Origin of the sequence: Labrys sedimenti (genome assembly GCF_034424805.1) — a bacterium.
Classification (GTDB): domain Bacteria; phylum Pseudomonadota; class Alphaproteobacteria; order Rhizobiales; family Labraceae; genus Labrys; species Labrys sedimenti.
Window position 1 is genome coordinate 142,841 of sequence record NZ_JAXOUF010000002.1, and the last position, 24,553, is coordinate 167,393.

General features: G+C 65.1%; 22 protein-coding genes. 7 read left to right on the forward strand and 15 right to left on the reverse strand.

Going from position 1 to position 24,553, the window contains the following annotated elements; translation table 11 throughout:
- Nucleotides 1-35: 35 nt before the first annotated feature.
- Nucleotides 36-2,207 (forward strand): anthranilate synthase component I, encoded by a 2,172-nt coding sequence (locus U1R88_RS07075; RefSeq protein WP_322430626.1) that lies wholly within the window; start codon nt 36-38, stop codon nt 2,205-2,207.
- A 326-nt stretch (nt 2,208-2,533) separates the two neighbouring features.
- On the opposite strand, the gene U1R88_RS07080 is transcribed toward U1R88_RS07075, so the two are convergent.
- From U1R88_RS07080 to U1R88_RS07110, 7 genes are all read right to left on the reverse strand, one after another.
- Nucleotides 2,534-3,733: a glycoside hydrolase family 172 protein gene (locus U1R88_RS07080; protein ID WP_322430627.1), complete on the reverse strand. Its 1,200-nt coding sequence runs from the start codon at nt 3,731-3,733 to the stop codon at nt 2,534-2,536.
- A gap of 40 nt (nt 3,734-3,773) precedes the next feature.
- The gene (locus U1R88_RS07085) at nt 3,774-4,616 is read right to left on the reverse strand and encodes a carbohydrate ABC transporter permease (RefSeq protein WP_322430628.1); all 843 of its coding nucleotides are present in this window, start codon (nt 4,614-4,616) and stop codon (nt 3,774-3,776) included.
- Nucleotides 4,609-5,505 carry a carbohydrate ABC transporter permease gene (locus U1R88_RS07090; protein WP_322430629.1) on the reverse strand — a complete coding sequence of 299 codons (897 nt, stop codon included), beginning with the start codon at nt 5,503-5,505 and terminating at the stop codon, nt 4,609-4,611. The genes U1R88_RS07085 and U1R88_RS07090 overlap by 8 nt, the downstream gene beginning before the upstream one ends.
- A gap of 271 nt (nt 5,506-5,776) precedes the next feature.
- On the reverse strand, nt 5,777-7,138 hold the full coding sequence (locus U1R88_RS07095) for an ABC transporter substrate-binding protein (RefSeq protein WP_322430630.1): 1,362 nt from the start codon (nt 7,136-7,138) through the stop codon (nt 5,777-5,779).
- Between the two features lie 75 nt (nt 7,139-7,213).
- Nucleotides 7,214-8,218 carry a LacI family DNA-binding transcriptional regulator gene (locus tag U1R88_RS07100; protein WP_322430631.1) on the reverse strand — a complete coding sequence of 335 codons (1,005 nt, stop codon included), beginning with the start codon at nt 8,216-8,218 and terminating at the stop codon, nt 7,214-7,216.
- Between the two features lie 354 nt (nt 8,219-8,572).
- On the reverse strand, nt 8,573-9,277 hold the full coding sequence (locus tag U1R88_RS07105; RefSeq protein WP_322430632.1) for an anti-sigma factor: 705 nt from the start codon (nt 9,275-9,277) through the stop codon (nt 8,573-8,575).
- Nucleotides 9,270-9,839 (reverse strand): sigma-70 family RNA polymerase sigma factor, encoded by a 570-nt coding sequence (locus U1R88_RS07110; protein ID WP_322430633.1) that lies wholly within the window; start codon nt 9,837-9,839, stop codon nt 9,270-9,272. Before U1R88_RS07110 ends, U1R88_RS07105 begins: the two co-directional genes overlap by 8 nt.
- Nucleotides 9,840-10,195: 356 nt before the next feature.
- Between U1R88_RS07110 and U1R88_RS07115 the strand changes: the two genes are divergently transcribed.
- From U1R88_RS07115 to U1R88_RS07125, 3 genes are all read left to right on the forward strand, one after another.
- On the forward strand, nt 10,196-10,765 hold the full coding sequence (locus tag U1R88_RS07115) for a fasciclin domain-containing protein (RefSeq protein ID WP_322430634.1): 570 nt from the start codon (nt 10,196-10,198) through the stop codon (nt 10,763-10,765).
- Nucleotides 10,766-10,835: 70 nt separating this feature from the next.
- A complete protein-coding gene (locus tag U1R88_RS07120; protein ID WP_322430635.1) occupies nt 10,836-11,453 on the forward strand; it encodes a cytochrome b/b6 domain-containing protein in 618 nt (205 codons plus the stop codon).
- A 13-nt stretch (nt 11,454-11,466) separates the two neighbouring features.
- Nucleotides 11,467-12,249, forward strand: coding sequence for a molybdopterin-dependent oxidoreductase (locus U1R88_RS07125; protein ID WP_322430636.1), 783 nt, complete (start codon nt 11,467-11,469; stop codon nt 12,247-12,249).
- A 137-nt stretch (nt 12,250-12,386) separates the two neighbouring features.
- On the opposite strand, the gene fabI is transcribed toward U1R88_RS07125, so the two are convergent.
- The 4 genes from fabI to U1R88_RS07145 form a co-directional block, all read right to left on the reverse strand.
- Nucleotides 12,387-13,226, reverse strand: coding sequence for an enoyl-ACP reductase FabI (gene fabI, locus U1R88_RS07130; RefSeq protein WP_322430637.1), 840 nt, complete (start codon nt 13,224-13,226; stop codon nt 12,387-12,389).
- Nucleotides 13,227-13,418: 192 nt separating this feature from the next.
- Nucleotides 13,419-14,645, reverse strand: a complete 1,227-nt coding sequence (gene fabB / locus U1R88_RS07135) for a beta-ketoacyl-ACP synthase I (protein WP_068287960.1) — start codon at nt 14,643-14,645, stop codon at nt 13,419-13,421.
- A 442-nt stretch (nt 14,646-15,087) separates the two neighbouring features.
- On the reverse strand, nt 15,088-15,594 hold the full coding sequence (gene fabA, locus U1R88_RS07140; RefSeq protein ID WP_068287971.1) for a 3-hydroxyacyl-[acyl-carrier-protein] dehydratase FabA: 507 nt from the start codon (nt 15,592-15,594) through the stop codon (nt 15,088-15,090).
- Between the two features lie 196 nt (nt 15,595-15,790).
- The gene (locus U1R88_RS07145) at nt 15,791-17,164 is read right to left on the reverse strand and encodes a caspase family protein (RefSeq protein WP_322430638.1); all 1,374 of its coding nucleotides are present in this window, start codon (nt 17,162-17,164) and stop codon (nt 15,791-15,793) included.
- 309 nt (nt 17,165-17,473) lie between these two features.
- Between U1R88_RS07145 and deoA the strand changes: the two genes are divergently transcribed.
- The 3 genes from deoA (at nt 17,474) to U1R88_RS07160 (ending at nt 20,292) form a co-directional block, all read left to right on the forward strand.
- Nucleotides 17,474-18,799, forward strand: coding sequence for a thymidine phosphorylase (gene deoA / locus U1R88_RS07150; RefSeq protein ID WP_322430639.1), 1,326 nt, complete (start codon nt 17,474-17,476; stop codon nt 18,797-18,799).
- A gap of 1 nt (nt 18,800) precedes the next feature.
- Entirely contained in the window at nt 18,801-20,015 is a 1,215-nt protein-coding gene (locus U1R88_RS07155) for a phosphopentomutase (RefSeq protein ID WP_322430640.1), read from the forward strand.
- Between the two features lie 139 nt (nt 20,016-20,154).
- Nucleotides 20,155-20,292 carry a hypothetical protein gene (locus U1R88_RS07160; RefSeq protein ID WP_311940706.1) on the forward strand — a complete coding sequence of 46 codons (138 nt, stop codon included), beginning with the start codon at nt 20,155-20,157 and terminating at the stop codon, nt 20,290-20,292.
- 154 nt (nt 20,293-20,446) lie between these two features.
- Here U1R88_RS07160 and U1R88_RS07165 read toward each other — a convergent pair whose 3' ends face one another.
- Genes U1R88_RS07165 through U1R88_RS07180 form a run of 4 tightly spaced genes read right to left on the reverse strand, consistent with a single transcriptional unit; the run spans nt 20,447 to nt 24,525 of the window.
- Entirely contained in the window at nt 20,447-20,863 is a 417-nt protein-coding gene (locus U1R88_RS07165) for a cytidine deaminase (protein ID WP_068287989.1), read from the reverse strand.
- Nucleotides 20,863-21,834, reverse strand: a complete 972-nt coding sequence (locus tag U1R88_RS07170) for an ABC transporter permease (protein ID WP_322430641.1) — start codon at nt 21,832-21,834, stop codon at nt 20,863-20,865. The genes U1R88_RS07165 and U1R88_RS07170 overlap by 1 nt, the downstream gene beginning before the upstream one ends.
- A gap of 4 nt (nt 21,835-21,838) precedes the next feature.
- Nucleotides 21,839-23,011, reverse strand: coding sequence for an ABC transporter permease (locus U1R88_RS07175; protein WP_322430642.1), 1,173 nt, complete (start codon nt 23,009-23,011; stop codon nt 21,839-21,841).
- On the reverse strand, nt 23,008-24,525 hold the full coding sequence (locus U1R88_RS07180) for an ABC transporter ATP-binding protein (protein ID WP_322430643.1): 1,518 nt from the start codon (nt 24,523-24,525) through the stop codon (nt 23,008-23,010). The genes U1R88_RS07175 and U1R88_RS07180 overlap by 4 nt, the downstream gene beginning before the upstream one ends.
- Nucleotides 24,526-24,553: the final 28 nt, after the last annotated feature.

Genomic DNA, 24,553 nt, shown 5'->3' on the forward strand with positions numbered 1-24,553 from the left:
CCAACCCGAGACGGCCGTAACTCGGAGTTGGCTCCATGACGGACCATATCTACCACACGGCCGGCGGCATCCGCGTCCATTGCGCCTGCCACGATCTCGACTACCCCCATGACATGTCGCCCCTCGCAGAAAGCCTGGACCGGCAGCGCGGCGCGCTGTTCTCCTCGGGCTACGAGGTGCCGGGCCGCTACCGACGCGGGGATATCGGCTTTGCCGATCCGCCGCTCGCCATCACCGGCAAGGGCCGGCGCTTTCGGATCGAGGCCCTCAACCAGCGCGGTGCCTGCCTCCTCCCGGCGATCGAGGGCCGTCTGCGCCCGCTCGATCTCTTCGAGACCTTCACCAGCGGCGAACGATATCTCACGGGCACGGTGCGCGAAACCGAAGGCGGGTTTGCCGAGGAGGAGCGCAGCCGCCAGCCCAGCCTGTTCTCGCTGCTCCGCGCGGTGATCGATCTCTTCGCCGCGCCCGACGAGCCCTATCTTGGTCTCTATGGCGCCTTCGGCTACGACCTCGTCTTCCAGTTCGAGCCGATGAGCCTGACGCTGCCGCGGACCGAGGACCAGCGCGATCTCGTGCTCTATCTGCCCGACGAATTGGTCGTGGTCGATCATGCCCGCCAGCGGGCGCAACGCCTGAGCTATGATTTCAGCATAGACGGTCGTTCGACCCGCAACCTGCCCCGTGCCACCGAGCCCCAGCCCTATCGCCGGCTGGCCGGCCCGGACCTGCCGCCCGAGAGCGACCACGCGCCTGGCGAATATGCCGCCATGGTCGAACGGGCCAGGGCCGCCTTCGCGCGCGGCGACCTGTTCGAGGCGGTGCTGGGGCAATTGCTCGCCAAACCCTGCGCGGACAGTCCGAGTGCGGTCTTTCGCCGGCTTACCATCGCCAATCCCTCGCCCTTCGGAGCCCTGATCAACCTCGGGGAGGGAGAGTTCCTGGTGGCGGCCTCGCCGGAAATGTTCGTGCGGGTCGAGGGCCAGCGCGTCGAGACCTGCCCGATCTCAGGGACCATCCGCCGCGGCGCCGACGCCCTGGAGGATGCCGAGCGCATCCGCGAGCTCCTGAATTCCGCCAAGGACGAGGCGGAACTGACCATGTGCACCGATGTCGACCGCAACGACAAGTCGCGCATCTGCGAGCCCGGCAGCGTCAAGGTGATCGGTCGGCGCCAGATCGAGCTCTATTCGCGCCTGATCCACACCGTCGACCATGTCGAGGGGCTGTTGCGGCCGGGCTATGATGCGCTCGATGCCTTTCTCAGCCATGCCTGGGCCGTGACGGTGACGGGCGCGCCCAAGCGCGGTGCGATCCGCCATATCGAAGCTGAGGAGAAGAGCGCCAGGCGCTGGTATGGCGGAGCCTTTGGCTCGATCGGCTTCGACGGGGCCATGAATACCGGCCTGACGCTGCGCACCATTCGCCTGCAGGACGGGGTGGCGGAAGTCCGCGTCGGCGCCACCTTGCTGCATGACAGCGACCCGCAGGAAGAGGAAGCAGAGACCCGGCTGAAAGCCTCCGCCATGCTGGCCGTGCTGGAGGAGGGCGAGGCCGGGGCTGATCGGCTGATGGCCCCGGTCCGCAAGGACGGCCCTGGGCCGCGTCTGCTGCTCGTCGATCACGAGGATAGTTTCGTGCACACGCTGGCCGGCTATTTCCGCGCCGCCGGTGCCGAGGTCGTCACTCTGCGCCCGGCCTTGGCGCGGCAGAGGCTCGCGGATGGGGAGCCGGTGGACCTCCTCGTGCTCTCGCCCGGTCCCGGACGGCCTGAGGATTTTGCCATGCAGCGGACCCTGGCGCTTGCCTTGCTGCGGGGGCTGCCGGTCTTCGGCGTTTGCCTGGGCTTGCAAGGCATGGTCGAATATTTCGGCGGTCGGCTCGACCTGCTCGCAAGGCCCATGCATGGCAAGGCCTCGCGGGTGGAGGTCGAGGACGGCAGGCTCTTCGCCGGCCTGCCCGGCAGCTTCCCGGTGGGGCGCTACCACTCCATCCATGCCGATGAGCAGGTTCTGCCGGCGGAGCTGCGGGTTACGGCACGTGACGGCAACGGCGTCATCATGGCGGTGGAGCATGCCAGCCTGCCTCTGGCCGCCGTGCAGTTCCATCCGGAATCGGTGATGACCCGGCCGGAGATCGGCCTGCGGATGATCGAGAATGTGTTGGCGATGATCGGGGATGAGATGAGGGCAGTGGCAGCGCAGTGATTGACGGAGCGGGTGCGACCAGCCTTCTCCGGCTTCGTGGCGATCCGATTCACACATCGCAGTATCGCCAGTATATGGCGCTGGAAATCCTTCCCCGACTTGGGGGAAGGTGGCGATGCGAAGCATCGACGGAAGGTGGAGAGTGGCGCCATCAGACCTGAAGATGGCGAGATCGCGCCACTCTCCCCCACCCGACCCGGCGTTGCCGGGCCACCCTCCCCGAAGCCGGGGAGGGATTCGCGCGCTTTACTTGTCTCAGTTGAGGTGTGTGAATTCGATAGCCAGCTTAGTGGGGAAGGCTGGTTTCGCCCCATCCTGACCCGTTTCTAAGCCCCGTTCTCATTTCCCATGCGCAGGTTCCAGGTCTCGTAGGGGCGGCGGAAGGTGGGCAGGCGATCCTTCACGGCGGGCAGCGGCGCGAAGGGCTTGTGCGGCTCGGCCTGGTACCAGAACGCCACCGAGGAGAGGTCGTCCGAGCGCCGGTTGGCGTGGCCGTGCTCGATGCTGACCCGGATCGATCTGTGGAAGATCACCGGGTCCTCGATGTGCCAGCGATAGAGCGTCACCGGCTCGGTCCAGTTCGGGCCGCCGGCGGCGATGATGCCGTGATAGGGCGCGCTGTAGTCCTGCGTCGGGCACCAGGCCGTATTGAAGTAGTCCTCCGTGCCGGTGCCGTGCAAAGTGGGCGGCCAGGCATCGTTGGCGCCCGGGCTGCTCTCGCTGCGCGGCATGATCGGCTCGGCCTTGGACCCGAGGCGCGGATCGGGCTTGCGCACGGTGTCGGGGACCGACAGGCCTGGCTCGCCATCGACGAAGATCATGTCGTCGCCCTCGCCATACCAGTCCCACAGGTCAGAGCGCCGCCGCGAATAGACGCTGTAGAGCACGCCGACATAATGGCCGTGCCCCTCCGCCTCCAGGATGGTGTAGTTGTCCTTGCCATCGATAGTCTCGCCGCCGAACAGGAACTGCTCGTTGGCGAGGCCCGCCTCGTCCATGCCTTGGGGACGGTCCTGGCGATACTGGGCATGGAAGCGGCCGAGCCCCGGCTCGAGCTCTTCGTGCAGTTCGAGGTCGACATAATAGTAGAACAAGAGGTCGTCCTCGGCCTCGTTGGTGACCGTCAGCCTCATATGGCTGGCGAACGGCATCGGGAAATAGCAGTTGAAGGCCTTGCCGTCCTCGGGGCTGGCCTGCACCGGCAGGCTGGCGAAGTTGCGTGTGGCGGCATGGCCCATGCCGAAGAAATCGCCGATCGGCGTCTCGACGCTCGGATGCTCCTCGCCGTCCCAATAGGCCCGGAGCACGATCTTGCGCAGGAACAATTCGCTCTTGCAGGCGAGGGTGGCCCAGATATGGGTGACGATGCCGGCGCCGGTATGTTCGGCGATGACAACCGTCTGCCCCGGCTCGATATGCAGCCTGTCGTCGTTGCCGCCGGTGCGGTCATAGCTCGAGAAGCGGCGGGAGCGACCCTCGCGCAATTTGGCGAGGCCGCGCAGGGGCGAAAGTCCGGACTGGGTCATGCTCATCCCTCAAAAGGCTTTTTTGGAAATGGGGGGCGGCTCATTTCAGGCCGCTGGTCTTGATGGATTCGGTGATCTGGCGCTGGAACACGGCAAACAGGATCAGCATCGGTAGCGCGACGATGGTGGAGGCGGCCATCACATAGTTCCAGGCCCCGGCATATTGGCTGCGGAAATTGGCGATCGCGACCTGGACCACCCACAGGCTGGAATCGGAGGCGACGGTGAGCGGCCAGAGGAAGGCGTTCCAATTGGCCAGGAAGAACAAAATGGCCAGCGCCGCCAGGATCGGCCGGCTCAGCGGCAGCACGATGCTCCAATAGATGCGCCAGCGCCCGGCGCCGTCGATCAACGCCGCCTCCTCCAATTCGCGCGGCAGCGACAGGTAATATTGCCGGAGCAGGAAGATGCCGAAGGCGTTGAAGATCGAGGGCACGATCAGCCCGGCATAGGAATTGAGCATGCCCATCGCCCGCACCAGGATGAAGAGCGGCACGATGATCACCGGCAGCGAGACCAGGAAGGTGGAGAACATGGCGAGGAAGATCGCGTCCCGTCCGGGGAAGGTGAGCCGCGCCAGCGCGTAACCCGCCATGGAATGGAAGAACAGCGCGACGATGGTGACGACCGCAGAGACCAGGAAGGAATTGAGCAAATAGCGCAGGAAGGGAATCTCGGTCAGCACATAGAGGTAATTGCCGATCGTGGGCCGCTGCGGCACCAGATCGGGCAGGAATACCTCGGCGGGCGGCTTGAAGGAGACGACCAGCATCCACACCAGCGGAAACACCGTCATCAGTGCCAGGACGAGGCTGACCAGCATCCACAGCAGGTGTACGAGCTGGCCCGGCGGAGCGAGGGCAGGGGCGTTGCGCTCAGGCATGGTGGAAGCGCCCGCCCCGCGTCAGCCTGAACAGGATGAGGGTCACGGCCATCAATAGCGCCACCAGCAGCGAGGCCATGGCCGAGGCATAGCCGAAGGCGCCGAACTGGAAGGCCTGGCGATAGATGTAGACGATCAAAGCGGAGGTGGCGTTGGCCGGGCCGCCCTTGGTCATGACATAGATGAGATCGAAGACCTGGCCGCCGGCTGCCGCCATCACCACCGAGACCAGCACCACGAAGAAGCTGGTCGGACGTAGGAGGGGCAGGGTGATGTAGCGAAAGCGCCCGAGCGGGCCGGCGCCGTCGAGCTCGGCGGCCTCGTAATATTCGGCCGGAATGTCCTGCAGGCCGCCGAGGAAGATCAGCATGTAGAAACCCATCATGAACCAGACGCTGATGGCCACAAGGGTGAACAATGCCAGGTTCGGATCGCCCAGCAGGGAAAGCCCGGGCAGGCCGAGTGTGGCGAGGAGGCGGGAGAGGATGCCGACCTTCTCCACCAGCAGGATCTGCCAGACCATGGCGACCACCACGAGGCTGACCATCTGCGGGGCGAAGAACATCGAGCGGATCACGGTTTCGAAGCGCCCGCCGCGCTGCACCAGCAAAGCGAGGCCGAGCCCGCTGATATAGAGCGCGGGCACCAGCAGCGCGGCATAGAGCAGCGTCACCCTGAGCGAGGTCCAGAACAACGGGTCGCGCCACATGCGTGCGTAATTGGCCAGGCCGACGAAACGATAGCCGCCGAAGCCGTCGACCTCGTAAAAGCCGATGGCCAGCGCCAGCAGCATCGGCAGGCCGACGAACACGGCAAGGCCGAGGGCGTCGGGCAGCACGAAGAGATAGCCGGCGAGCGTATCGCGGCGGGCGGCGCGGGCGGATGTCATGACGCGGCTCCCGACCCGTGGATCAGGAGATCCGAATTGAGCGCGGAAATCCCTCCCCGACTTCGGGGAGGGTGGCCGAGCGTAGCGAGGTCGGGTGAGGGCGAGTGGCGAGATGCATGTTCATTTGAGCGGATGCGGCGCCACTCTCCCCCTTCCGTCATTTCTCCGAAATGACACCTTCCCCGAAGTCGGGGAAGGATATCCTGCGCCCTTTGCGGAGAGGGCTTCCTGCTTTCCATTGATTCTGATTGCGACAACACCACCCCAGCCCTCACAGGATCGGCGCGCCGCTATAGCCGGCGAGGAAGGCGTCGAGCTGCTGGCTGGCTGCGGTCGCCGCTTCCCGGGGATCGGTGCCGCCGAGCTGGGTCGCCTGGATCGCGTCGGAGATGATCTTGTAGACCTCCGGCGGCACACGCGGCTCGGCCCGCGTGCCCGGATAGATCTCCTTGGAGAACAGGCCCATCCTGCCGGCCTGGAAGGCGGCGGAGCCGGCGGCGAGGGCGCTAGCGCGGGGGGGCATGTCGCTTTTGGCGGTCGTGCACCAGTCGACCACCCGCTGAACCGAGCCCTTGTCCATCGAGGCCAGGGCCCAGGCGCAGAACTTGGCCGCCGCGTCCGGATTCTGGCCCTTGGCATTGGCGACGAAGGCCCAACCGCCGCCGACGGTGACATACTTCCCGCCCGCGGGAACCGGCAGCTTGAACACGCCATAGGGCGTGTCCTTGGCGTTGTTTTCCATGGCGGCGATGCCCCAGATCCCGACATTCTGCATGGCAGTGAGGCCGGCGCCGAGATTGGAGACGATGTCGAAGCCGCCGCCGACCACCTGCCGGGGTGCGGCGCCCGACTTGATGGCGTCCTGCCAGAGCTTGAGGGCCTGCACGGTCGCGGGTGAATCGAAGGCGCTCTTGCCGTCCTTGCCCTGGATCTCGCCGCCGCCCTGCCAGAGAAAAGGGTACCAGGTGAAGTTCTGGTAGTAGCCGGGCGTGGTCTCGAACAGCACGCCATAGCGGTTCGGGGTCGTCAGTTTCTTGGCGATTTCGAGGAGCTCGTCCCAGGTCTTGGGCACGTCGTTCTCGTTGAGCTTGGCTTCCTCGAAGGCCTTGACCGAATAATAGAAGGCCATCGGCTCGACCTCCATGGGCACGCCATAGATCTTGCCGTCGACCTTGCGGTTGGCGATCACGCTTTCGGGAAAGTCGGTGCGTGCGGCCTCTTCGATGTGAGGCGTGAGGTCGGCCAGCACGCCGCCATTGTAGTAGCGCAGGAAATCGCCGGGGCTGATCAGGAAGATGTCTGGTCCCTGTCCCGACGCGAAGGCGGTGGCGAGCTTAGAGCCGGAGATGTATTCGCTGTTGACGATATATTCGAGCTCGACCTTGGGGGAATGATCGGCATTCCAGGCGGCCACCAGATCCTGGAACCATTTGACCTGGGGCTTCACGTCGCCTCCGGGTGCGTAGAACTGCCAGAATTTCAGGGTGGCATCCTGGGCCTGGGCCCCGGAGCGGTTGAGATAGGGGGCATTGAGCAGCCCGCCGGCCAGGCCCGCGCCGGCAACGAGGAGGCCGCGCCGGCTGATGCCTGCCCTTACCGGCAGCGTTCCGGAAAACCTGTCCTTCACAGTCATGATTTCCTCCCTGTTGCCGGTTGTCGTGCCACCGACTTGTCGTTCTCAACGGGCGCGGCGCGTGCCGCGTTCCCGTCAGGCTGAATCGTAGGGGTGCAGGATGGACGGCACGGTCGCGGTGCGCGCCGGACCGGTGAAGCTGCCGTTCAGGCGTTCCAGCAGCATGGTGGTGGCCTGCCGGGCGAGGGTGGCCGGGCTGTTGCCCACCCGCGTCAGGCGCGGGCGGACATATTCGAGCTGAGGCAGGTCGTCGAACACGGCCACGGCGAGCTGCCCGGGCACCGAAATGCCGCTGTCGTAGAATTCGGTGAGGGCGCCGGAGGCCATCAGGTAATTGGCGAAGAACACCGCCGTCGGCAGGGCATGGCCGTGCTCGCGCCTGAGCCAGGCGGCGGCCTCGCGGCCTGATGGCGCGAGATAGCTGCCGGTGAAGCGCAGCGTGGGATCGATGGCGACGCCGTTGTCGCTCAGGGCCTTCTCGAAGCCATCTGCGCGCGCCATCGCCTCGGAGAAGAAGTCCGGGCCGGTGACATGGGCGATGCGCCGGTGGCCCTGGCGGGCGAGATATTCGCCCATCAGATAGCCGCCGCCGAAATCGTCGAGCCGGATGCTGTCGACGGCCTGGTTGGGCAGGTGTCCGATGAACACGGTGGGAACGTCGATGTCTTCAAGCACCTCATGCATGCCGTGCAGGGCGAAATCACCGACGATCAGCCCATCGACCCGGCGATTGCGGATCTGGCGCAGATATTCGCGGCCATGGTCCTGGGAATGGCCGCCCGGAACGTCCGTGTTGAAGATCAGCATATCCAGGCCGACTTGCTCCAGCTCGGACTGCGCCGTCTTCACGAGCTCGGGATAGAAGGGGTTGCGGATGTCGGGGATCAGCATGGCGATCGTGTCGGTGCGCCCAGTGCGCAAACTGCGCGCCTGGGGGTTGGGCTGGTAGCCCAGTTCGCGGATCGCCTGCTCGACGCGCTCGCGTAGCTCCTTGGAGACACGGTCGGCATGATTGATCGCATGCGACACGGTCGTGCGTGAAACGCCAGCTCTCTCGGCCACTTTTGATATCGTGCTCACCTAGGCATGATACGCAAGATGAATGCATTTGCAAATCGATTTGCATAACGGTTATGTGGGTAAGTACCCGGATGCGCGAACATCTCTTCCGCTCTTGCAAGGGTAGGGCGAGATGACCGAGTTGGCGATGGGGCTTGACGTGTGGGGGCCCTCGCCCCGTTTACGGGGAGAGGATAGAGGTGAGAGGCTTCGCAATACTTGGTTATTCAAGGTTCGCGCTGCCCCTCATCCTTACCTCTAGTCAACTCAAGAGAGTTGACGATACCCCGTAAGAACGGGGCGAAGGGGCGGCTGGCGTTGCGCCTCTCGCCTTAGGTGAGCGCCTACGAACAGGGCGCCCCTCCAATCGGAGGATCAGGGCGTAGCCTGCACTAGCGCACCCGAATAGAGAATGGGCCCGGTGGGTTGGCCGGAGGGCGAGCCGCCTTCCGGTTCCAGGGTGACGGCCAGAACCGCCTGCTGCACGACCTGCTCTGATACGTTGGACAGGCGCGCTTTCTCGACCGTGAACAGGCGGTCGCCGATTACGCCGAGCGATCGCGGGCCGGGCAATTTGTCGTTCACCAGCCACAATTCATAGGATTTGTTCGGCTGGGGCCGGGCGGCGACGGGGCGGATGGTGAGGGAGCGCGCCTCGACATTCACCGAGACGATGAAAGCGGGAGAGGCGGCATCCTTCTGCAGCACGGCAACGAAGCTGCCGGGCTGTTCCGGCGTCCGCAGCCGAGGCGTGATGGCGAACAGGGCCAGGGCCGCCGCCAGGGCGCCGATGCCCAGCGTCGCCAGACGCCAGCGCCGCAGCCGGCGTTCGAGCGTGGTTATCAGTGGGTCCGCGCCGGCATCGAGCCGCGCGAGGATGCCCGGGAAGGTCGTGGCAGGCGCCTCCACGGGCGTGATGGCCTCAGTCAGCGGGGCGAGACGGCGTTCCCAGGCCGTGATGGCGGCATCGAGATCGGGCTCGCGCCGCCGCCGGGCCGCGACGGCGGCCCGTTCGGCCGCATCGAGTGTGCCGAGCACATACTCGCCCGCAAGGAGGTCGAGATCGTCGCGCTCAGTCATGGCCGAGGCACTCCCGCAGCTGGGCGAGGCCGCGATGCAAGAGCGTCTTCACCGTGGGTACCGGCCGCTCGAAACGCCGGGACAGAGCCTCGCGCGTGGCTCCGCGATAATAAGCAAGCAGGATCATCTGGCGCCGCTCCTCGTCGAGGCCGGCAAGGCAGGCGAGCAGGCGCTGCAGTTCCTCGCTGCGATGACGGGCCTCGAGCGGTTCGCTCGTTTCGGCCGGCAGGTCCTCGATCTCCTGGGCGTCGGCACCGGCCGCGGGCCGCGAGCTGCGTAGCAGGTCGATGGCACGGTTGCGGGCGATCGTCGCCATCCAGGTCCTGGCGGAGGCCTTGTTGGGATCGAAATCGGCCGCCTTGTCCCAGATCCTCACGTAAATCTCCTGCAGTGCATCGTCGGCCTGAGCCCTGTCACGCAGGATACGAAGGACCACCCCGTAAAGTTTCGTCTGGGTCGCATCGTAGAGGCGTCGAAATGCAGCCCTATCGCCCGAGGCGACGGCGCGCAGCAGGCCCTCCAGCGACAGCTCTTCCTTCTCGTCGACACCTCTGCTGCTCAAGCCGATTGCCCCGGTTTCTCACCTGACCTGGACTGGTCGCCCATCTCAATCAAACAACAATTCGCTGTGCGGTGAAACGGAATTCCATCCTGGAAACCGGCGAGCGGGTGCGTACGTTGCAGCTGCACAAAGGTTTCATCGGGCGGTGCAAATAATTTTATGCGCCGAAACGAAACCTTATGATTAGCGCATCGTATATGTATATTTTGCAATTATTCATATATGAAAAATAAAATCGAAGAATAATTTTTGAATTCTGAAACTCGTGTGAAATCGAGGCGTAGATCTTCACGAGATGCGGACATTCCCGTGCTCCACCGCTCGGAACGACCGGTGCAACCTTCCGGAGATCTATCATGACCCGTCGCACCTCCTCTTACGCCGCCGTCATCGGTGTGGTTCTCGCCGCCTCGGTGTTCTACACGGGCGCCGCCTTTGCCGAGACCACCGTCAAGGTCGGCGGCGCTCTGATGTATCCTTCCAAGAACATCATCGAGAACGCCGTCAATTCGAAAGACCACACCACGCTGGTTGCAGCCGTCAAGGCCGCCGGCCTGGTCGATACCTTGATGACCCCCGGCCCCTTCACCGTGTTCGCGCCGGTCAACAAGGCCTTCAACAAGCTGCCCAAGGGCACCGTCGACACGCTGCTCAAGCCCGAGAACAAGGGCACTCTGACTGCCGTGCTCACCTATCACGTCGTGGCCGGCAAGCATTCGGCCGCCGAACTGATGTCCGAGGTGAAGGCCGGTGGCGGCAAGGCCACGCTCAAGACCGTGCAGGGCGGCACGCTTACCGTCGTGCAGGACGGCCGCAAGCTCGACATCATCGATGCCAAGGGCGACCGCTCGACCGTCACCATCCCCGACGTCAACCAGAGCAACGGCGTTATCCACGTGGTCGATACCGTGCTGCTGCCGCAGTGATGGTTTGCGCCGGACCGCGGGCGTGCTCCGCGGTCCGGTGCCTCTGCTTCAGTTCAGGGAGCCCATCGCCATGACACAATCTCATACCCTGCCGGTCCCGGCCGCCGCGCCGATCCATCCGGTGATCGTGCGGATCACCCATTGGACCAATGCCGCGGCGATGCTGACGATGATTTCCTCAGGCTGGGCCATCCACAATGCCTATCCCACGCTGCCTTTCCTGTTTCCGGCCGCGATGACCCTCGGCGGATCGCTGATCGGCGGGTTGCAATGGCACTTCGCCGCCATGTGGCTGGTGATGGCCAACGGCCTGATCTATGTTTGTTACGGCCTGGCCTCGGGGCGGTTCCGGCGCAAATTGCTGCCGATCTCGCCGCGGTCGGTGTTTTCGGATCTGAAGGCGGCCTTGGCCGGCCGGCTCGGCCACGAGGATCTCAGCCGGTACAATGCGATCCAGCGCCTACTCTATCTCGGCGTGATCGCCGATGGCGTGCTGGTGGTGGTGTCGGGCCTCGCCATCTGGAAGCCGGTGCAGTTGCGCCCGCTGGTGATGCTGCTCGGCGATTTCGACACGGCCCGCCTGATCCATTTCGGCGCCATGTCGATCATCGTCGCCTTCCTGGCCGTGCATGTGGCGATGGCCCTGCTGGTGCCACGCAGCCTGCTCGCCATGATCCGTGGCCGCTGAGGGGAAGGGCGCCATGTTCCGCCAGCCTAAACCGCCCCATCCCGATACCGGCGTGATCCTCAAGGAGGTGGCCGGCCGGCTCGATCTCACCACGCGGCGCCATTTTTTGCGCCGGGTGCTCGGCTTGGGAAGCCTCACTTTGCTGGCCGGCTGCGACGTCACCGACGGCCTCAGCGCCGAGGCCATGCTCGGCCGGGTCTCCGATTTCAACGACCGCGTCCAGGCCTGGCTGTTCTCGCCGGCGCGCCTGGCCCGGGAATATCCGGCAAGCCTGATCACCCGGCCCTTCCCCTTCAATTCCTTCTACGAACCCAATACGCCGGACCAGGCGCCGGTGATCGATCCCGAGACCTACCGGCTTGATGTCACCGGTCTGGTCGAGCGTCGCGAGCACTGGACGCTGTGTGAGCTCCACGCTTTGCCGCGCGTCACCCAGGTCACCCGCCATATCTGCATCGAGGGCTGGAGCGCGATCGGCAGCTGGTCTGGCGTGCCCTTCTCGCACTTTCTGCGCCGGGTCGGTGCCGACCTGACCGCAAGCTACGTCAATTTCCGCTGCGACGACAATTACGTCACCAGCATCGACATGCCCACCGCCCTGCATCCGCAGACGCAGCTGAGCTTCTGGTTCGATGGACAATTGCTGCCGCGTACCTATGGCTTCCCGATGAAACTGCGCGTGCCCACCAAGCTCGGCTTCAAGAACCCAAAATTCATCGGCGAGATCGAAGTGAGCAACGACTATCTCGGCGGCACCTGGGAGAGCCAGGGCTATAACTGGTTCAGCGGGCTGTAATCGCCATTTCCTGGAAATGCCAAGGTCCTCAATGTACCTGGAAGCTCTGTGCTCATGGAAAAGAAAATGCGGGCGACGACGCCCGCATGTCCATGGATACTTCGCTTCCAGTGCTTCCGCTACGCGGACAGGCTGACCTATTCGGCGGCCGCCTTCGTCGTCACGCTTGCTTCGGCGGCTTCCTGGGCCTTGAGGGCTTCGGGATGCGGCATCGAGATGATGTTGTAGCCGGAATCGACGAAATGTACTTCGCCGGTGACGCCGGTGGACAGATCCGAGAGCAGGTAGAGCGCCGAACCGCCGACTTCCTCGATGCTCACCGTGCGGCGCAACGGGGCGTGCGCGCGCTGGTAGTTGAACATCAGCCGGGCATCGGAAATGCCGGCGCCGGCGAGGGTGCGGATCGGGCCGGCCGAGATGGCATTGACCCTGACGGCCTGCGGGCCAAAATCGGACGCGAGATAGCGCACCGATGCCTCGAGCGCAGCCTTGGCGACACCCATGACATTGTAGTTCGGCATCACCCGGGTGGAGCCGCCATAGGTGAGGGTAAGGATCGAGCCGCCATCATGCATCAAATCGGCGGCGCGCTTGGCGATCTCGGTGAAGGAGAAGCAGGAGATCACCATGGTCTTGGCGAAATTGTCACGCGTGGTGTCGGCGTAGCGGCCCTTGAGCTCGCTCTTGTCCGAATAGGCGATGGCGTGGACGAGAAAGTCGATCTTGCCCCATTCCCGCGCCAGCGTGGCGAAGACGCCGTCGACGGAAGCGACATCCTCGACGTCGCACGGCACCAGCAGGCTGGAACCGACGCTGTTGGCCAGCGGCTCCACGCGCTTGCGCAGGGCCTCGCCCTGATAAGTGAATGCCAATTGGGCGCCTTGGTCGGCGAGGCTCTTGGCGATACCCCAGGCGATCGAATGATCATTGGCCACGCCCATGATCAGACCGCGCTTACCTTGCATGAGCCCTGTCATGGCCTGCAACTCCAAATCCTGGTCATCAGTCATTCGGGGCGCAATCAGACCAGAATCGGCCGATCAGCCCGCATTTCCGCCTCTTTACCACGTTTTGACAAAGCAGCCGGGGATTTGCTTGGTTCCCGGATCACTTTATCTGTCTCTTTGTTACGCGATATACCGACCGGAACAGGCGGGCAGGAACGGGTCTCAGGCGTCGAGCCGCTTGAAGACCAGGGCCGCGTTGGTGCCGCCGAATCCGAACGAGTTGGAAAGGACATGGCTCAGCTTGGCATTGTCGATACGCTTGCGGACGATCGGCATGTCGGCAAAGGCCGGATCCAACTCCTCAATATGCGCGCTCTCGCAGATGAAGCCATTATTCATCATGAGAAGTGAATAAATTGCTTCCTGCACGCCCGTCGCGCCCTGCGAATGGCCGGTCAGCGCCTTGGTCGCGGCGATCGGGGGGCATTTGTCGCCCGAGCCGAACACCTTGCGGATGGCCTCGATCTCAGGCGGATCGCCGGCCGGCGTCGAGGTGGCGTGCGGATTGATGTAATCGATCGGCGCCTTGATGTTGGCGAGCGCCATACGCATGCAGCGCTCGGCGCCCTCGCCCGAGGGGGCGACCATGTCATGGCCATCGGAGGTGGCGCCATAGCCGGCGATCTCGCCATAGATGCGGGCGCCGCGGGCCTTGGCGTGCTCCAACTCTTCCAGCACCAGCACGCCGGCACCGGCGGAGATCACGAAGCCATCGCGATTCCTGTCATAGGGACGGGAGGCCGTGGAGGGGGTATCATTATATTTCGACGACATCGCGCCCATGCCGTCGAACAGCACGGCCAGCGTCCAGTCGAGTTCCTCACAGCCGCCGGCGAACATCACGTCCTGCTTGCCGTACTGGATCTGCTCATAGGCATTGCCGATGCAATGGTTCGAGGTCGCGCAGGCCGAGGAGATCGAATAGTTCGTGCCCTTGATCTTGAACCAGGTCGAGAGCGTGGCGGAGGCCGTGGACGACATCGCCTTGGGCACGGCGAAGGGGCCGACCTTCTTGGAACTGCCCGACTCGCGCGCCTTGTCGGCAGCCTCGACGATGGTGCGGGTGGAGGGGCCGCCGGACCCCATGATGATACCGGTGCGCTCGTTGGAAACTTCGTTGGCTTCGAGGCCGGAATCGAGGATGGCCTGCTCCATCGCCACATGGTTCCAGGCGGTGCCGCCGCCATGGAAGCGCATGGCGCGGCGATCGACCACCGAGGCGGGGTCGAGCGTCGGCGCGCCATAGACTTGAGAGCGGAAGCCGTATTGGGCGAACTGCTCGGCGCGCGTGATACCGGATCTGGCCTCGTGCAAGCTGGAGAGAACCTCCTGCGTCGAGTTGCCGATCGAAGACACGATACCCATGCCGGTAACGACGACACGTCTCATGGCGATCCCTTCCAGTTTCGTGACCGCCCCACGATCCTCTCCGAGGAGATCGCCAGGCCGGCACTGCGTTCCCTAGAGAAAAGCGCGTTCAATGTGAACGCTCACTTGCCCTAGCTCCTTGTTTCCAAGCCAATCCGACGGATTGGCGGGAGCGTCCCTGCGATTTGAGGCAATTGCATCTCATCGCAAAACGCTTGAGCAGAATTTCGCAAGCGACCCGGTTTTGGGCAAGCTCGGAAATTATGCTCGCTGCCTGCGGACGGGCAGGACCCGGACACGGACAGCCTAACAAAGCATCGACCCCGTCAGCGCGTCGAGCGTCGTCGGGGCCGCATCCTGCGTTCTCAAAGCACATCGTTAAGGGCAAGCCAATGCGGGCATGCCTGAAAATGCGCTCAACCGGCGCCGCACTCGGGCCAGAAATCAGGCTCGGTACCAGAAATCAGGCCTGGAACAGGCCGACGCGCAGATCCTTGGCCTCATAGATGGTGCGGCCATCGGCCTTTAGCCAGCCATCCGCAATGCCGAGAATCAATTTACCCTTGAAAACCCGCTTGAGGTCGACGCCATACTCGACCTGTTTGACGCTGGGCAGCACCTGGTCGGTGAATTTGACTTCGCCGACGCCAAGGGCGCGGCCGCGTCCGGACTGGCCGAGCCAGCCCAGGAAGAAGCCGGTCATCTGCCAGAGGGCATCGAGGCCAAGGCAGCCCGGCATCACCGGATCGCCCTGGAAATGGCAGGAAAAGAACCAAAGGTCCGGTTTGACATCGAGGGTGGCGCGTACGCAGCCCTTGCCGTTTGGACCGCCGGTCTCGGAGATTTCCGGGATGCGATCGAACATCAGCATGGGGGGGAGGGGCAATTGCGCATTGCCGGGGCCGAACATCTCGCCACGCCCGCAGGCCAGGAGATCTTCGTATTCAAAGCTCGAACGGCGTTCCGCCATTGCGTCTCAGTCCTCATCGACCAGTCAAAACCGTGTGGCCGGGCAGGCGAGCCTGTCCGCTCCACGGCCTCCCCTTAACATAGCAATCCCGCAGCCGAAAGCGGGGGAAGGGTCGCGGGGGCGATGTTGCCCCCTTAAAAAGGACTCAAGCGGCTTTGTCGGACCACGGACAGGCCGGCCGGGCGGGCTATGCCTGCTATCGCGCTGCCGAATCGTAGCGGAATACCAGCGTGTCGTCGCGCCAGCCGGTCTGCGCGCAATCCCTGGCGCGCCGGGGAGCCTTCCCGCGCAGAGTGATGGTCGGCGGCTCTCCGGCCGCCGAGCCCTCGACGCGATAGGAGATCGGCCCGCACTCGCGCGAGAAGACATAGGCCTGGCCGCGATAGACGCTGCCACTGGCCGTCCCCTTGAACAGCAGTGCTCCCTTGCGCACCCCGACCTCGGCCAGGCCCGGGCGGGGCGCCTCGTAGTAGAACAGGCGGTTGCCCTCGCTCGCCGATAGCGCCACGCGCGAGCCGTTATGGTTCCAATAGCTCGAGACCGTATAGGGCGGCGGATCGGATTGGGCGCGCGCGGACGCGGGTGAGGCGGAGATCGGCGCCGGCCCAGCCGCGGGCTTGGCCAGCGCTTCCAGCCGCCGGCGCACCGAGGCGGCGCAATAGCCCTTGGGGAAATTGTCGAGATAGGCTTCGAGCTTGATCGGGGTGGGATCGGTACCGAGATCGGTGCAGGCCGCCATGTCCGCCTTGTCGGGGACCGGGCTTCCCGGCGCCGGGGATGGCTGCTGCGTGGCGATGGGGGGCGAAGCGGATATGGCGGTGCCCGACAGATAGAGATCACCGAGCAGCGCTTCATCGACCCAGGGCGTCTGGCGCTGGTTCGTGGCGGCATGGACGTCCTGGCGTACCAGCGCCAGCATGCGACGGATCTCGATGCCGGCCTCCGGCAGTCGCTTCAGCAACGCGGCCGCGAAGGGAGAATGGCCATTGTCCCCATCGTCGGCGACGGCATTGGGGCCGGTGGCGAAGGCGACCAGCGTGCCGGTGCTGGCGGCATCGAGCCGGGCGAGGCCGCGCGAGGCGCCGCGGCTTGCGCTCGCCGGCAGGGGATTGTTGCGGCAGGCATCCACCAGCAGGATCTTGGCCTTGGCGCCGGAGGCGCTCAGGATGTCGCTGATGTCGTCGAGCTTGATGGTCTGCGTGGCGAGATCGACGCGGCTCTTGATGTCGGCACCGACGGGAATGAGGAAATTGCGCTGGTCGACCTGCATGCCGTGGCCGGCATAATACACCAGGGCGATATCGGCATCGGTGGCCTCGTTGCCGAATTCGGCCATCGCCTTGAGCATGGCGGCATGATCGACGTCGCTGGCGCGGATCACCTTGAAGCTGAGCTGGCCGCCGGCGAGCAGCGTGGCGATGGCGTCGGCATCGGTGACGGGATTGGCGAGGCGGCCGAGCGTGCGATAGTCGCCATTGCCGATGACGAGGGCGACACGCTTGTCGGCGAGCGCGACGGTGACCCCGGCCAGCCAGAACAGACACAACAACATCAAGCAACGCCGGATCATCGCCCCATCCCGGATTCACGGCAGCACCGCACCGATTGTGGCACGCCCGCCAGACGCTGGCCAGTTCGCGGGGAACAGGGGGGGACGCCAGGGCACCAGGCCGTTACCTCCCCGCAATGGATTTGTAAGCGCTCGCACACTTTCCTCCGCATGGCTTTCCTTCGCGGATCGTGGAGGCTATCGTCGCGGCCCGAAATCGAAAGGCCACGCAGGGACGGGGCCGCCAAGGCGTCTTGCCATCCGGCTGTCGGCCAGGAATCGCAAAGACGCCTACAGCTTGACCGCGTTCTGCCCCAGGGAGCCCGATCCGTGACCCTTCTTCCCCAGGAAATCATTCGCAGGAAGCGCGACGGCGCTGCCCTGTCCGCAGCTGAAATCGAGAGTTTCGTGCAAGGGCTGGTGGCCGGCAGCGTCACCCATGCCCAGGTCGCGGCCTTTGCCATGGCCGTATTCTTCCGCGGCATGGCGATGGACGAGCGCATTGCCCTGACGCGGGCGATGACCCAATCGGGCACCGTGCTCGACTGGCGCGGGCTCGACCTGCCGGGGCCGGTGGTGGACAAGCACTCGACGGGCGGCGTCGGCGACAATGTCAGCTTGATGCTCGGGCCGCTGGTGGCGGCCTGCGGCGGCTTCGTACCGATGATTTCGGGCCGGGGCCTGGGCCATACCGGCGGTACGCTCGACAAGCTCGATTCGGTGCCGGGCTACACCACCCAGCCCGATCTCGACCTGTTCCGCCGGGCCGTGCGCGAGGCCGGCACCGCCATCATCGGCCAGACCGCCGACCTCGCCCCGGCCGACAAGACCGTCTATTCGATCCGCGACGTCACGGCCACGGTCGAATCGATCCCGCTGATTACGGCCTCGATCCTGTCGAAGAAGCTCGCGGCCGGGCTCCAGGCCCTGGTGATGGACGTGAAGACGGGTTCCGGCGCCTTCATGCCCGCCTTGGAGGGCTCGCGCGACCTGGCCGAATCGATTGCGACCGTCGCCACGGGCGCCGGGCTGCCGACCACTGCCCTGATCACGGCGATGGACCAGCCCCTCGCCAGCGCTGCCGGCAATGCCCTGGAGGTCCGGAATGCCGTGGATTTTCTCGCCGGTGCACATCGGGACCTGCGCCTTCTGGAGGTCACCGTCGATCTCTGCGCCGAGATGCTGGTGCTCGGCGGACTTGCCCGCGATACCGCCGAAGGCCAGGCGCGCATCGAGCAGGCCCTTGCAAGCGGCCGGGCGGCCGAGCATTTCGCCCGCATGGTCTCGGTGCTTGGCGGGCCGGCCGACTTCGTCGAGCGGCCCGAGCATTATCTGCCCGCTGCACCTGTGATCAAACCCGTCTTCGCCGAGCAGGCAGGGCAGGTCGGCAGCATCGATACGCGGGCCGTCGGCCTCGCGGTTGTGGCGTTGGGCGGCGGGCGCACCCGCCCGCAGGATACGATCGACCATGCCGTGGGCCTTACCGGCCTTGCCGAACTCGGTGCCGAGGTCGGGCCTGACCATCCCCTCGGCTTCGTGCATGCCCGCAGCGACGCGGCGGCCGAGGCCGCCGCCGCCAGCCTGCGCGCAGCCTATCGCATCGGCGAGGGCGAGGAAGCCCTGCCGCCGGTACTCGAACGCATTGGAGGAAGCTGAGATGGGTCGCGCGTTCCTTCTGGTGATGGATTCCTTCGGTATCGGCTCGGCTGACGATGCCGAGCGCTATGGCGATGCAGGGGCGGATACGCTCGGCCATATCGCCGAGGCCTGCGCGGCGGGCCGGGCCGGCGAGAACGAGCATCGCACGGGCCCCCTGCGCCTGCCCGTGCTCACCAGCCTGGGCCTTGGTGCGGCTGCACAGGCGGCAACGGGCACGCTGCCGCCGGGCTTGGAAGGCGGTGTGGCGGAGGGCTTGTGGGGCTATGCGGCGGAGATTTCCAAGGGCAAGGACACACCGTCTGGCCATTGGGAGATTGCCGGCTATCCCGTGCCGTTCGACTGGGGCTATTTCCCCAGGGAGGCGCCTTGTTTTCCGCCCAAGCTGATCGCCGCCATCGTCAAGGAAGCCGGGCTTGCCGGCGTACTCGGCCAGTGCCATGCCTCGGGCACGCAGATCATCGCCGAACTTGGTGCCGAGAGCATCGAGACCGGCAAGCCGATCTTCTACACTTCCACCGACAGCGTGCTGCAGATCGCCGCCCATGAGGAAGCGTTCGGGCTGGAAAGACTGTTGTCCCTCTGCGAGATCGCCCGCCGCCATGTCGATCACCTCAATATCGGCCGGGTGATCGCCAGGCCCTTCGTCGGCGATGCCTCGGGCGGTTTCACCCGCACCGCCAACCGGCGCGACTATGCCGTGCCACCGCCGGCCGACACGCTGCTCGACGTGGCCGAACGCGCCGGGCGGGGCATCATCACCATCGGCAAGATCGGCGACATCTTCGCCCATCGCGGCACCGGCGAGATCGTCAAGGGCCCGAGCAACGATGCCCTGATCGATCGCACGCTGGAGGCCATGGGGCGCCTGCCCGATGGTGGCCTGCTCTTTGCCAATTATGTCGACTTCGACACCCTCTATGGCCACCGCCGCGACATTCCCGGCTATGCCGGTGCCCTGGAGCAGTTCGATATGCGCCTGCCGCAGATCCTCTCCCGGCTGGCCGAGGATGACCTGCTGATCATCACGGCCGATCATGGCTGCGACCCGTCCTGGATGGGAACGGACCATACGCGCGAATTCGTGCCGGTGCTGGCGCGCCTGGGCAAGCGTACGGGACCGATCGGCCGGCGCGACAGCTTCGCCGACATGGCCGCCAGCGTGGCGGAGCACCTCAGGCTGGATTGGCAGGGGGCAGGAAAGTCATTTCTGTAGTCCTGGATGCGCGGGCGCCCGGACGCCCGCTCACCTCTTCTCAACCATGATTCAAGACGGCGCGGCGAAATCGCGCCGCGTTAACGCCCGAGCACCCGCGACGCCTCCATTATGACCCCCGTTTCGAGGTGGGTCGGTTATGATCGAGCGTATGCATATGGTGTTGAAGGGCGGCATTTCCGCCGAGGACAGGGCGCAGTTCTGGGTGGGGCTGACGCTGGCCGTCGCCACCGTCGTGCTGCTGTGCGCCAGCTTCCTCGACCTGGTCTCGATCTGATACCGACTATTGATGCTCGACCGATCGAGCACCGTCATTGCGAGCGCAGCGAAGCAATCCAGCGTGCAAAAACGCGGTGGCCATGGCACCTGGATTGCTTCGCTGCGCTCGCAATGACGCCTGAGTCAAACATCGTGACTATTGGTATGAGGTTCTATCCCAGATTCTCCGGTCCGAAGCTCTCGGGCAGCAGTTCGTCGAGCGTGAAGCTGCGGCGGATGCCCTCGGGCCCGGCGACATGGATCGGTGTCGACGGCCTTGCGAATTCGCGGATGCGCTGGCGGCAGCCCCCGCATGGCGTGGTCAGGCCGGGCGCGTCGGGATGGGCGTCGGTCCAGCCGAGCACCAGGATTTCGGCGATTCCCGTCTCGCCATCCGCCACCATCGCCGAGATGGCGCCGCCTTCGGCACAGGCACCGACCGGATAGGCGGCATTCTCGACATTGCAGCCGGCATAGATCCGGCCCGAGCGGCCGCGTATGGCCGCTCCCACCTTGAAGCGCGAATAGGGCGCGTGCGCCTTCTCGCGCACCGCCCTGGCGGCTTCGAACAGATCGGCGAGCGCGTTCATCAGCGTTCCTTGAGATAGGGAATGCCGGCGGCCTTGGGCGGCGTCGCCGCGCCGACGAAGCCGGCCAGCATCAACACGGTGAGGATGAAAGGCAGCGCCGAGATCAGCTCGGAGGGCACCAGCATGCCCGCGATGACGAAGCCCGACCCCATGCGGATCGAGATGGCGTCGAGCAGGCCGAACAGCAGGCAGGCGCCGAGCGCGGGCCAGGGCCGCCATTTGGCGAAGATCAGGGCGGCCAGGCCCATATAGCCGCGCCCGCCCGTCATGTTCGAGACGAAGGCGGCCGAGTCGGCAGTGGAGAGATAGGCACCGGCGATGCCGGTCAGCAGGCCGCAGATCAGCACGGCCCGATAGCGCAGCCACGCCACCGAGATGCCGGCAGTGTCGACGGCCTGCGGGTTCTCGCCGACGGCGCGCAGGCGCAGGCCGAAACGGGTCTTGTAGAGCACCCAGGCCGTCACCGGCACGCAGACGAAGGCGAAATAGACCAGGATCGAATGGCCGGAGAGCACGTCGGCGTAGAGCTGGCCGATCACCGGCACGCCCTTGATCGCCTCTGCCCCCGGCAGCTCGATCGGCTGGAAGCGGGCATCGCCGCTCAGGCTCGGTGTGCGACCGCCTTCGCCATACCAGGCATTGCCGATGAAGGCGGTCAAGCCGAGCGCCAGGATGTTGATCGCGACGCCCGAGACGATCTGGTTGCCGCGATAGCGGATGGAGGCGATGCCGTGCAGCAGCGCAAAGCCGATGGAAACGATGATGGCGGCTACCAGGCCGAGCCAGGCCGAGCCATAGGTCGCAGCAGTGACCGCGGCGGCGAAGGCACCCGCCAGCATCTTGCCTTCGAGCCCGATGTCGACGATGCCCGAACGTTCCGAATAGAGGCCGGCGAGGGCACAGAGCAGGTAGGGCGTGGAGATGCGGATGGCGGCGGCGGCCACACTGGCCAGCATGATCACGGTATCCATGGCGTCATGCTCCCTTGCCGGCGGGGGTGAACAGTTGGAACAAGGCGGCGAGCTGCGGGCGGAACATGGTTTCCAGAGCGCCGACGAAGAGAATGATGATGCCCTGGATCATCACGATCATGTTCTTGTCGAACACCGGGTTTTCGAAGGAAAGCTCCTGACCGCCCTGGATCAGAGCTCCGAACAGGATGGAAGCGAGCACGATGCCGGCCGGATGGGAGCGGCCCATCAGCGAAACGGCGATGCCGATGAAGCCGGCGCCGGCCGTGTAGTCGATGATCATGCGGTGTTGCTCGCCCATCAGCACATTGGCGCCCATCAGGCCGGCCAGGCCCCCCGAGATCAGCATCGCGACGACGATGATTTTCGCGGGTGAGATGCCGGCATAGACGGCGGCCGTCTGGTTGTGGCCGACCGTGCGCATCGCATAGCCGAGCCGCGTTCGCCAGATCAGGGCCCAGACCAGTACGGCGGCGACCAGGGCGATCGGAAAGGCGAGATTGACGAGGGTGAGGTCGAGCTGGATGCCGAGCCCGGCCAGGAGATCGCTGAGCAAGGGCATGCCCGTCGAATCGGGAAAAAGCTCGGACTTCGGCTCGCCGGAGCCAGGCTTCATCATCACATTCACCAGGAGATACTGCACCAGCGCGGTGGCGATGTAGTTGAACATGATGGTTGTGATGACGACATGGCTGCCGCGCTTGGCCTGGAGGTAGCCCGGAATGAAGGCCCAGGCGGCGCCGAAGAGCATGCCGGCGGCCATGCCGAGCGGGATGGCGAGGGGCCAGGGCAGGCCGCCCAGATGCAGGCAGGCCCAGGCGATGCCGATGCCGGCGATCTGGCCCTGGCCGTCCACGCCGATATTGAACAATCCGGCATGAAAGGCGACGGCGACGGCAAGGCCGGCGAAGATGAAGGTGGTCGCGTAATAGAGGGTGGTGCCCACGGCGTTGGCATCGCCGAACGCGCCGCCGATCATGGTGACGCCGACGGTCAAGGGGTCGGCGCCGACGATGATCCACACCGCGATGCCGGAGATGATGAAGGCCACCAAGACGTTGAGCAGCGGCAGGATGATGGTGTCGGCCCACCAGGGCAGGGTGATCAGGCTGGCGCCGCTGCGCCCCGAAAAGATCGCCCCCAGAAAGGCCCCGGGCGTGGTGGTCTGCCCGCTCATGCCGCTTCTCCCGAAACGCCGGCCATCAGGAGGCCAAGGCCGTTCTCGGTGGCGTCCTTGGCCAGGCACTCGCCGGTGATGCGCCCGCCGCACATCACCAGGATGCGATCAGAGAGGCCCATGATCTCGTCGAGCTCGACCGAAACCACCAGGATGCCCTTGCCGGCGTCGCGCATGCCGATCAGGCGGCGGTGAATGAACTCGATGGCGCCAATGTCGACGCCGCGCGTCGGCTGCCCCACGATCAGCAAAGCCGGGTCGCGCTCCATCTCGCGGGCCAGCACGATCTTCTGGGCATTGCCGCCCGAGAAATTGGCCGTCTTCAGTTTTGGATCGCGCGGGCGCACATCGAAACGCTCCATCTTGTCGGTGAGGTCGGCGATGATGCGGCGGTAATTGAGGAAGGGGCCGCTGCCGAGCTTGCGATCCTTCTGATAGCCCAGAATCGCGCTTTCATAGGCGGCGAAGGGCTTGACCAGGCCCATCTTCATGCGGTCTTCGGGCACGTGGGCCAGGCCGAGCTTGCGCAGCTCCGCCGGGTCCGCGGCCGCGGCATTGCTGCCCCGCAGCCGGATCTCGCCGGAAAAGACCGGCCGGATGCCGGCAATGGCTTCCAGCAGCTCCGATTGGCCGTTGCCGGCGACGCCGGCGACGCCGACGATCTCGCCGGCCCGCACGGTGAAGGAGACGTCATCGACGCGGGTGATACCCTTCTCGTCCTTGACGGTGAGGTTCTTCACTTCGAGGATGACGTCGCCCGGCTTGGCCTCGGCCTTGTCGACACGCAGCAGCACCCGGCGCCCGACCATCAGCTCGGCGAGCTCGGTGGGATTGGTCTTGGCGGTATCGACGGTGGCTACCATCTCGCCGCGCCGCATCACCGAGACGCGGTCGGTGATCGCCATGATCTCGCGCAGCTTGTGGGTGATCAAGAGGATGGTCTTGCCCTGCTCGCGCAGGACCTTGAGGATTTCGAAGAGCTGGTCGGCTTCGGACGGGGTCAGCACGCCGGTGGGCTCGTCCAGGATGAGGATGTCGGCACCGCGATAGAGCGCCTTGAGGATCTCGACGCGCTGCTGGGCGCCGACAGGCAGTTCGCCCACCACGGCATCCGGATCGACTTCCAGGTGATAGCTCTTTTCCAGCCGTGCCAGTTCGGTACGGGCATGCTCGCGCCCCTTCGCCAGCAGGCCGCCGCCCTCCGCGCCGAGCATGACGTTTTCCAATACCGTGAAGGGATCAACCAGCATGAAGTGCTGATGGACCATGCCGATGCCGGCATCGATGGCATCCTGGGAGGAGCGGATCGCCTTCACGGCGCCGTTGACGTGAATCTCGCCGCTGTCGGCCTCGTAGAAGCCGTAGATGATCGACATCAGCGTGGATTTGCCGGCGCCGTTCTCGCCGATGATGCCGTGGATGGTGCCTCTCTCGACCACGAGGTCGATCGCCTTGTTGGCGTGGACGGGGCCGAAACGTTTATCGATTTGCTTCAGTTCGAGGGCAGTTGCCAAAGGGAGCCTCGCGGGAGCAATAGGGGCC

Coding starts and splice junctions, on each gene's coding strand:
- U1R88_RS07155 (WP_322430640.1), top strand. CDS start 18,801: ATGGGTCGCGCGTTCCTTCTGGTGATGGATTCCTTCGGTATCGGCTCG.
- U1R88_RS07075 (WP_322430626.1), top strand. CDS start 36: ATGACGGACCATATCTACCACACGGCCGGCGGCATCCGCGTCCATTGC.
- U1R88_RS07175 (WP_322430642.1), bottom strand. CDS start 23,011: ATGAGCGGGCAGACCACCACGCCCGGGGCCTTTCTGGGGGCGATCTTT.
- fabI (WP_322430637.1), bottom strand. CDS start 13,226: ATGACAGGGCTCATGCAAGGTAAGCGCGGTCTGATCATGGGCGTGGCC.
- fabB (WP_068287960.1), bottom strand. CDS start 14,645: ATGAGACGTGTCGTCGTTACCGGCATGGGTATCGTGTCTTCGATCGGC.
- U1R88_RS07170 (WP_322430641.1), bottom strand. CDS start 21,834: ATGGATACCGTGATCATGCTGGCCAGTGTGGCCGCCGCCGCCATCCGC.
- U1R88_RS07120 (WP_322430635.1), top strand. CDS start 10,836: ATGACACAATCTCATACCCTGCCGGTCCCGGCCGCCGCGCCGATCCAT.
- U1R88_RS07095 (WP_322430630.1), bottom strand. CDS start 7,138: ATGACTGTGAAGGACAGGTTTTCCGGAACGCTGCCGGTAAGGGCAGGC.
- U1R88_RS07090 (WP_322430629.1), bottom strand. CDS start 5,505: ATGACATCCGCCCGCGCCGCCCGCCGCGATACGCTCGCCGGCTATCTC.
- U1R88_RS07145 (WP_322430638.1), bottom strand. CDS start 17,164: ATGATCCGGCGTTGCTTGATGTTGTTGTGTCTGTTCTGGCTGGCCGGG.
- U1R88_RS07085 (WP_322430628.1), bottom strand. CDS start 4,616: ATGCCTGAGCGCAACGCCCCTGCCCTCGCTCCGCCGGGCCAGCTCGTA.
- U1R88_RS07160 (WP_311940706.1), top strand. CDS start 20,155: ATGATCGAGCGTATGCATATGGTGTTGAAGGGCGGCATTTCCGCCGAG.
- fabA (WP_068287971.1), bottom strand. CDS start 15,594: ATGGCGGAACGCCGTTCGAGCTTTGAATACGAAGATCTCCTGGCCTGC.
- U1R88_RS07165 (WP_068287989.1), bottom strand. CDS start 20,863: ATGAACGCGCTCGCCGATCTGTTCGAAGCCGCCAGGGCGGTGCGCGAG.
- U1R88_RS07125 (WP_322430636.1), top strand. CDS start 11,467: ATGTTCCGCCAGCCTAAACCGCCCCATCCCGATACCGGCGTGATCCTC.
- U1R88_RS07115 (WP_322430634.1), top strand. CDS start 10,196: ATGACCCGTCGCACCTCCTCTTACGCCGCCGTCATCGGTGTGGTTCTC.
- U1R88_RS07105 (WP_322430632.1), bottom strand. CDS start 9,277: ATGACTGAGCGCGACGATCTCGACCTCCTTGCGGGCGAGTATGTGCTC.
- U1R88_RS07080 (WP_322430627.1), bottom strand. CDS start 3,733: ATGACCCAGTCCGGACTTTCGCCCCTGCGCGGCCTCGCCAAATTGCGC.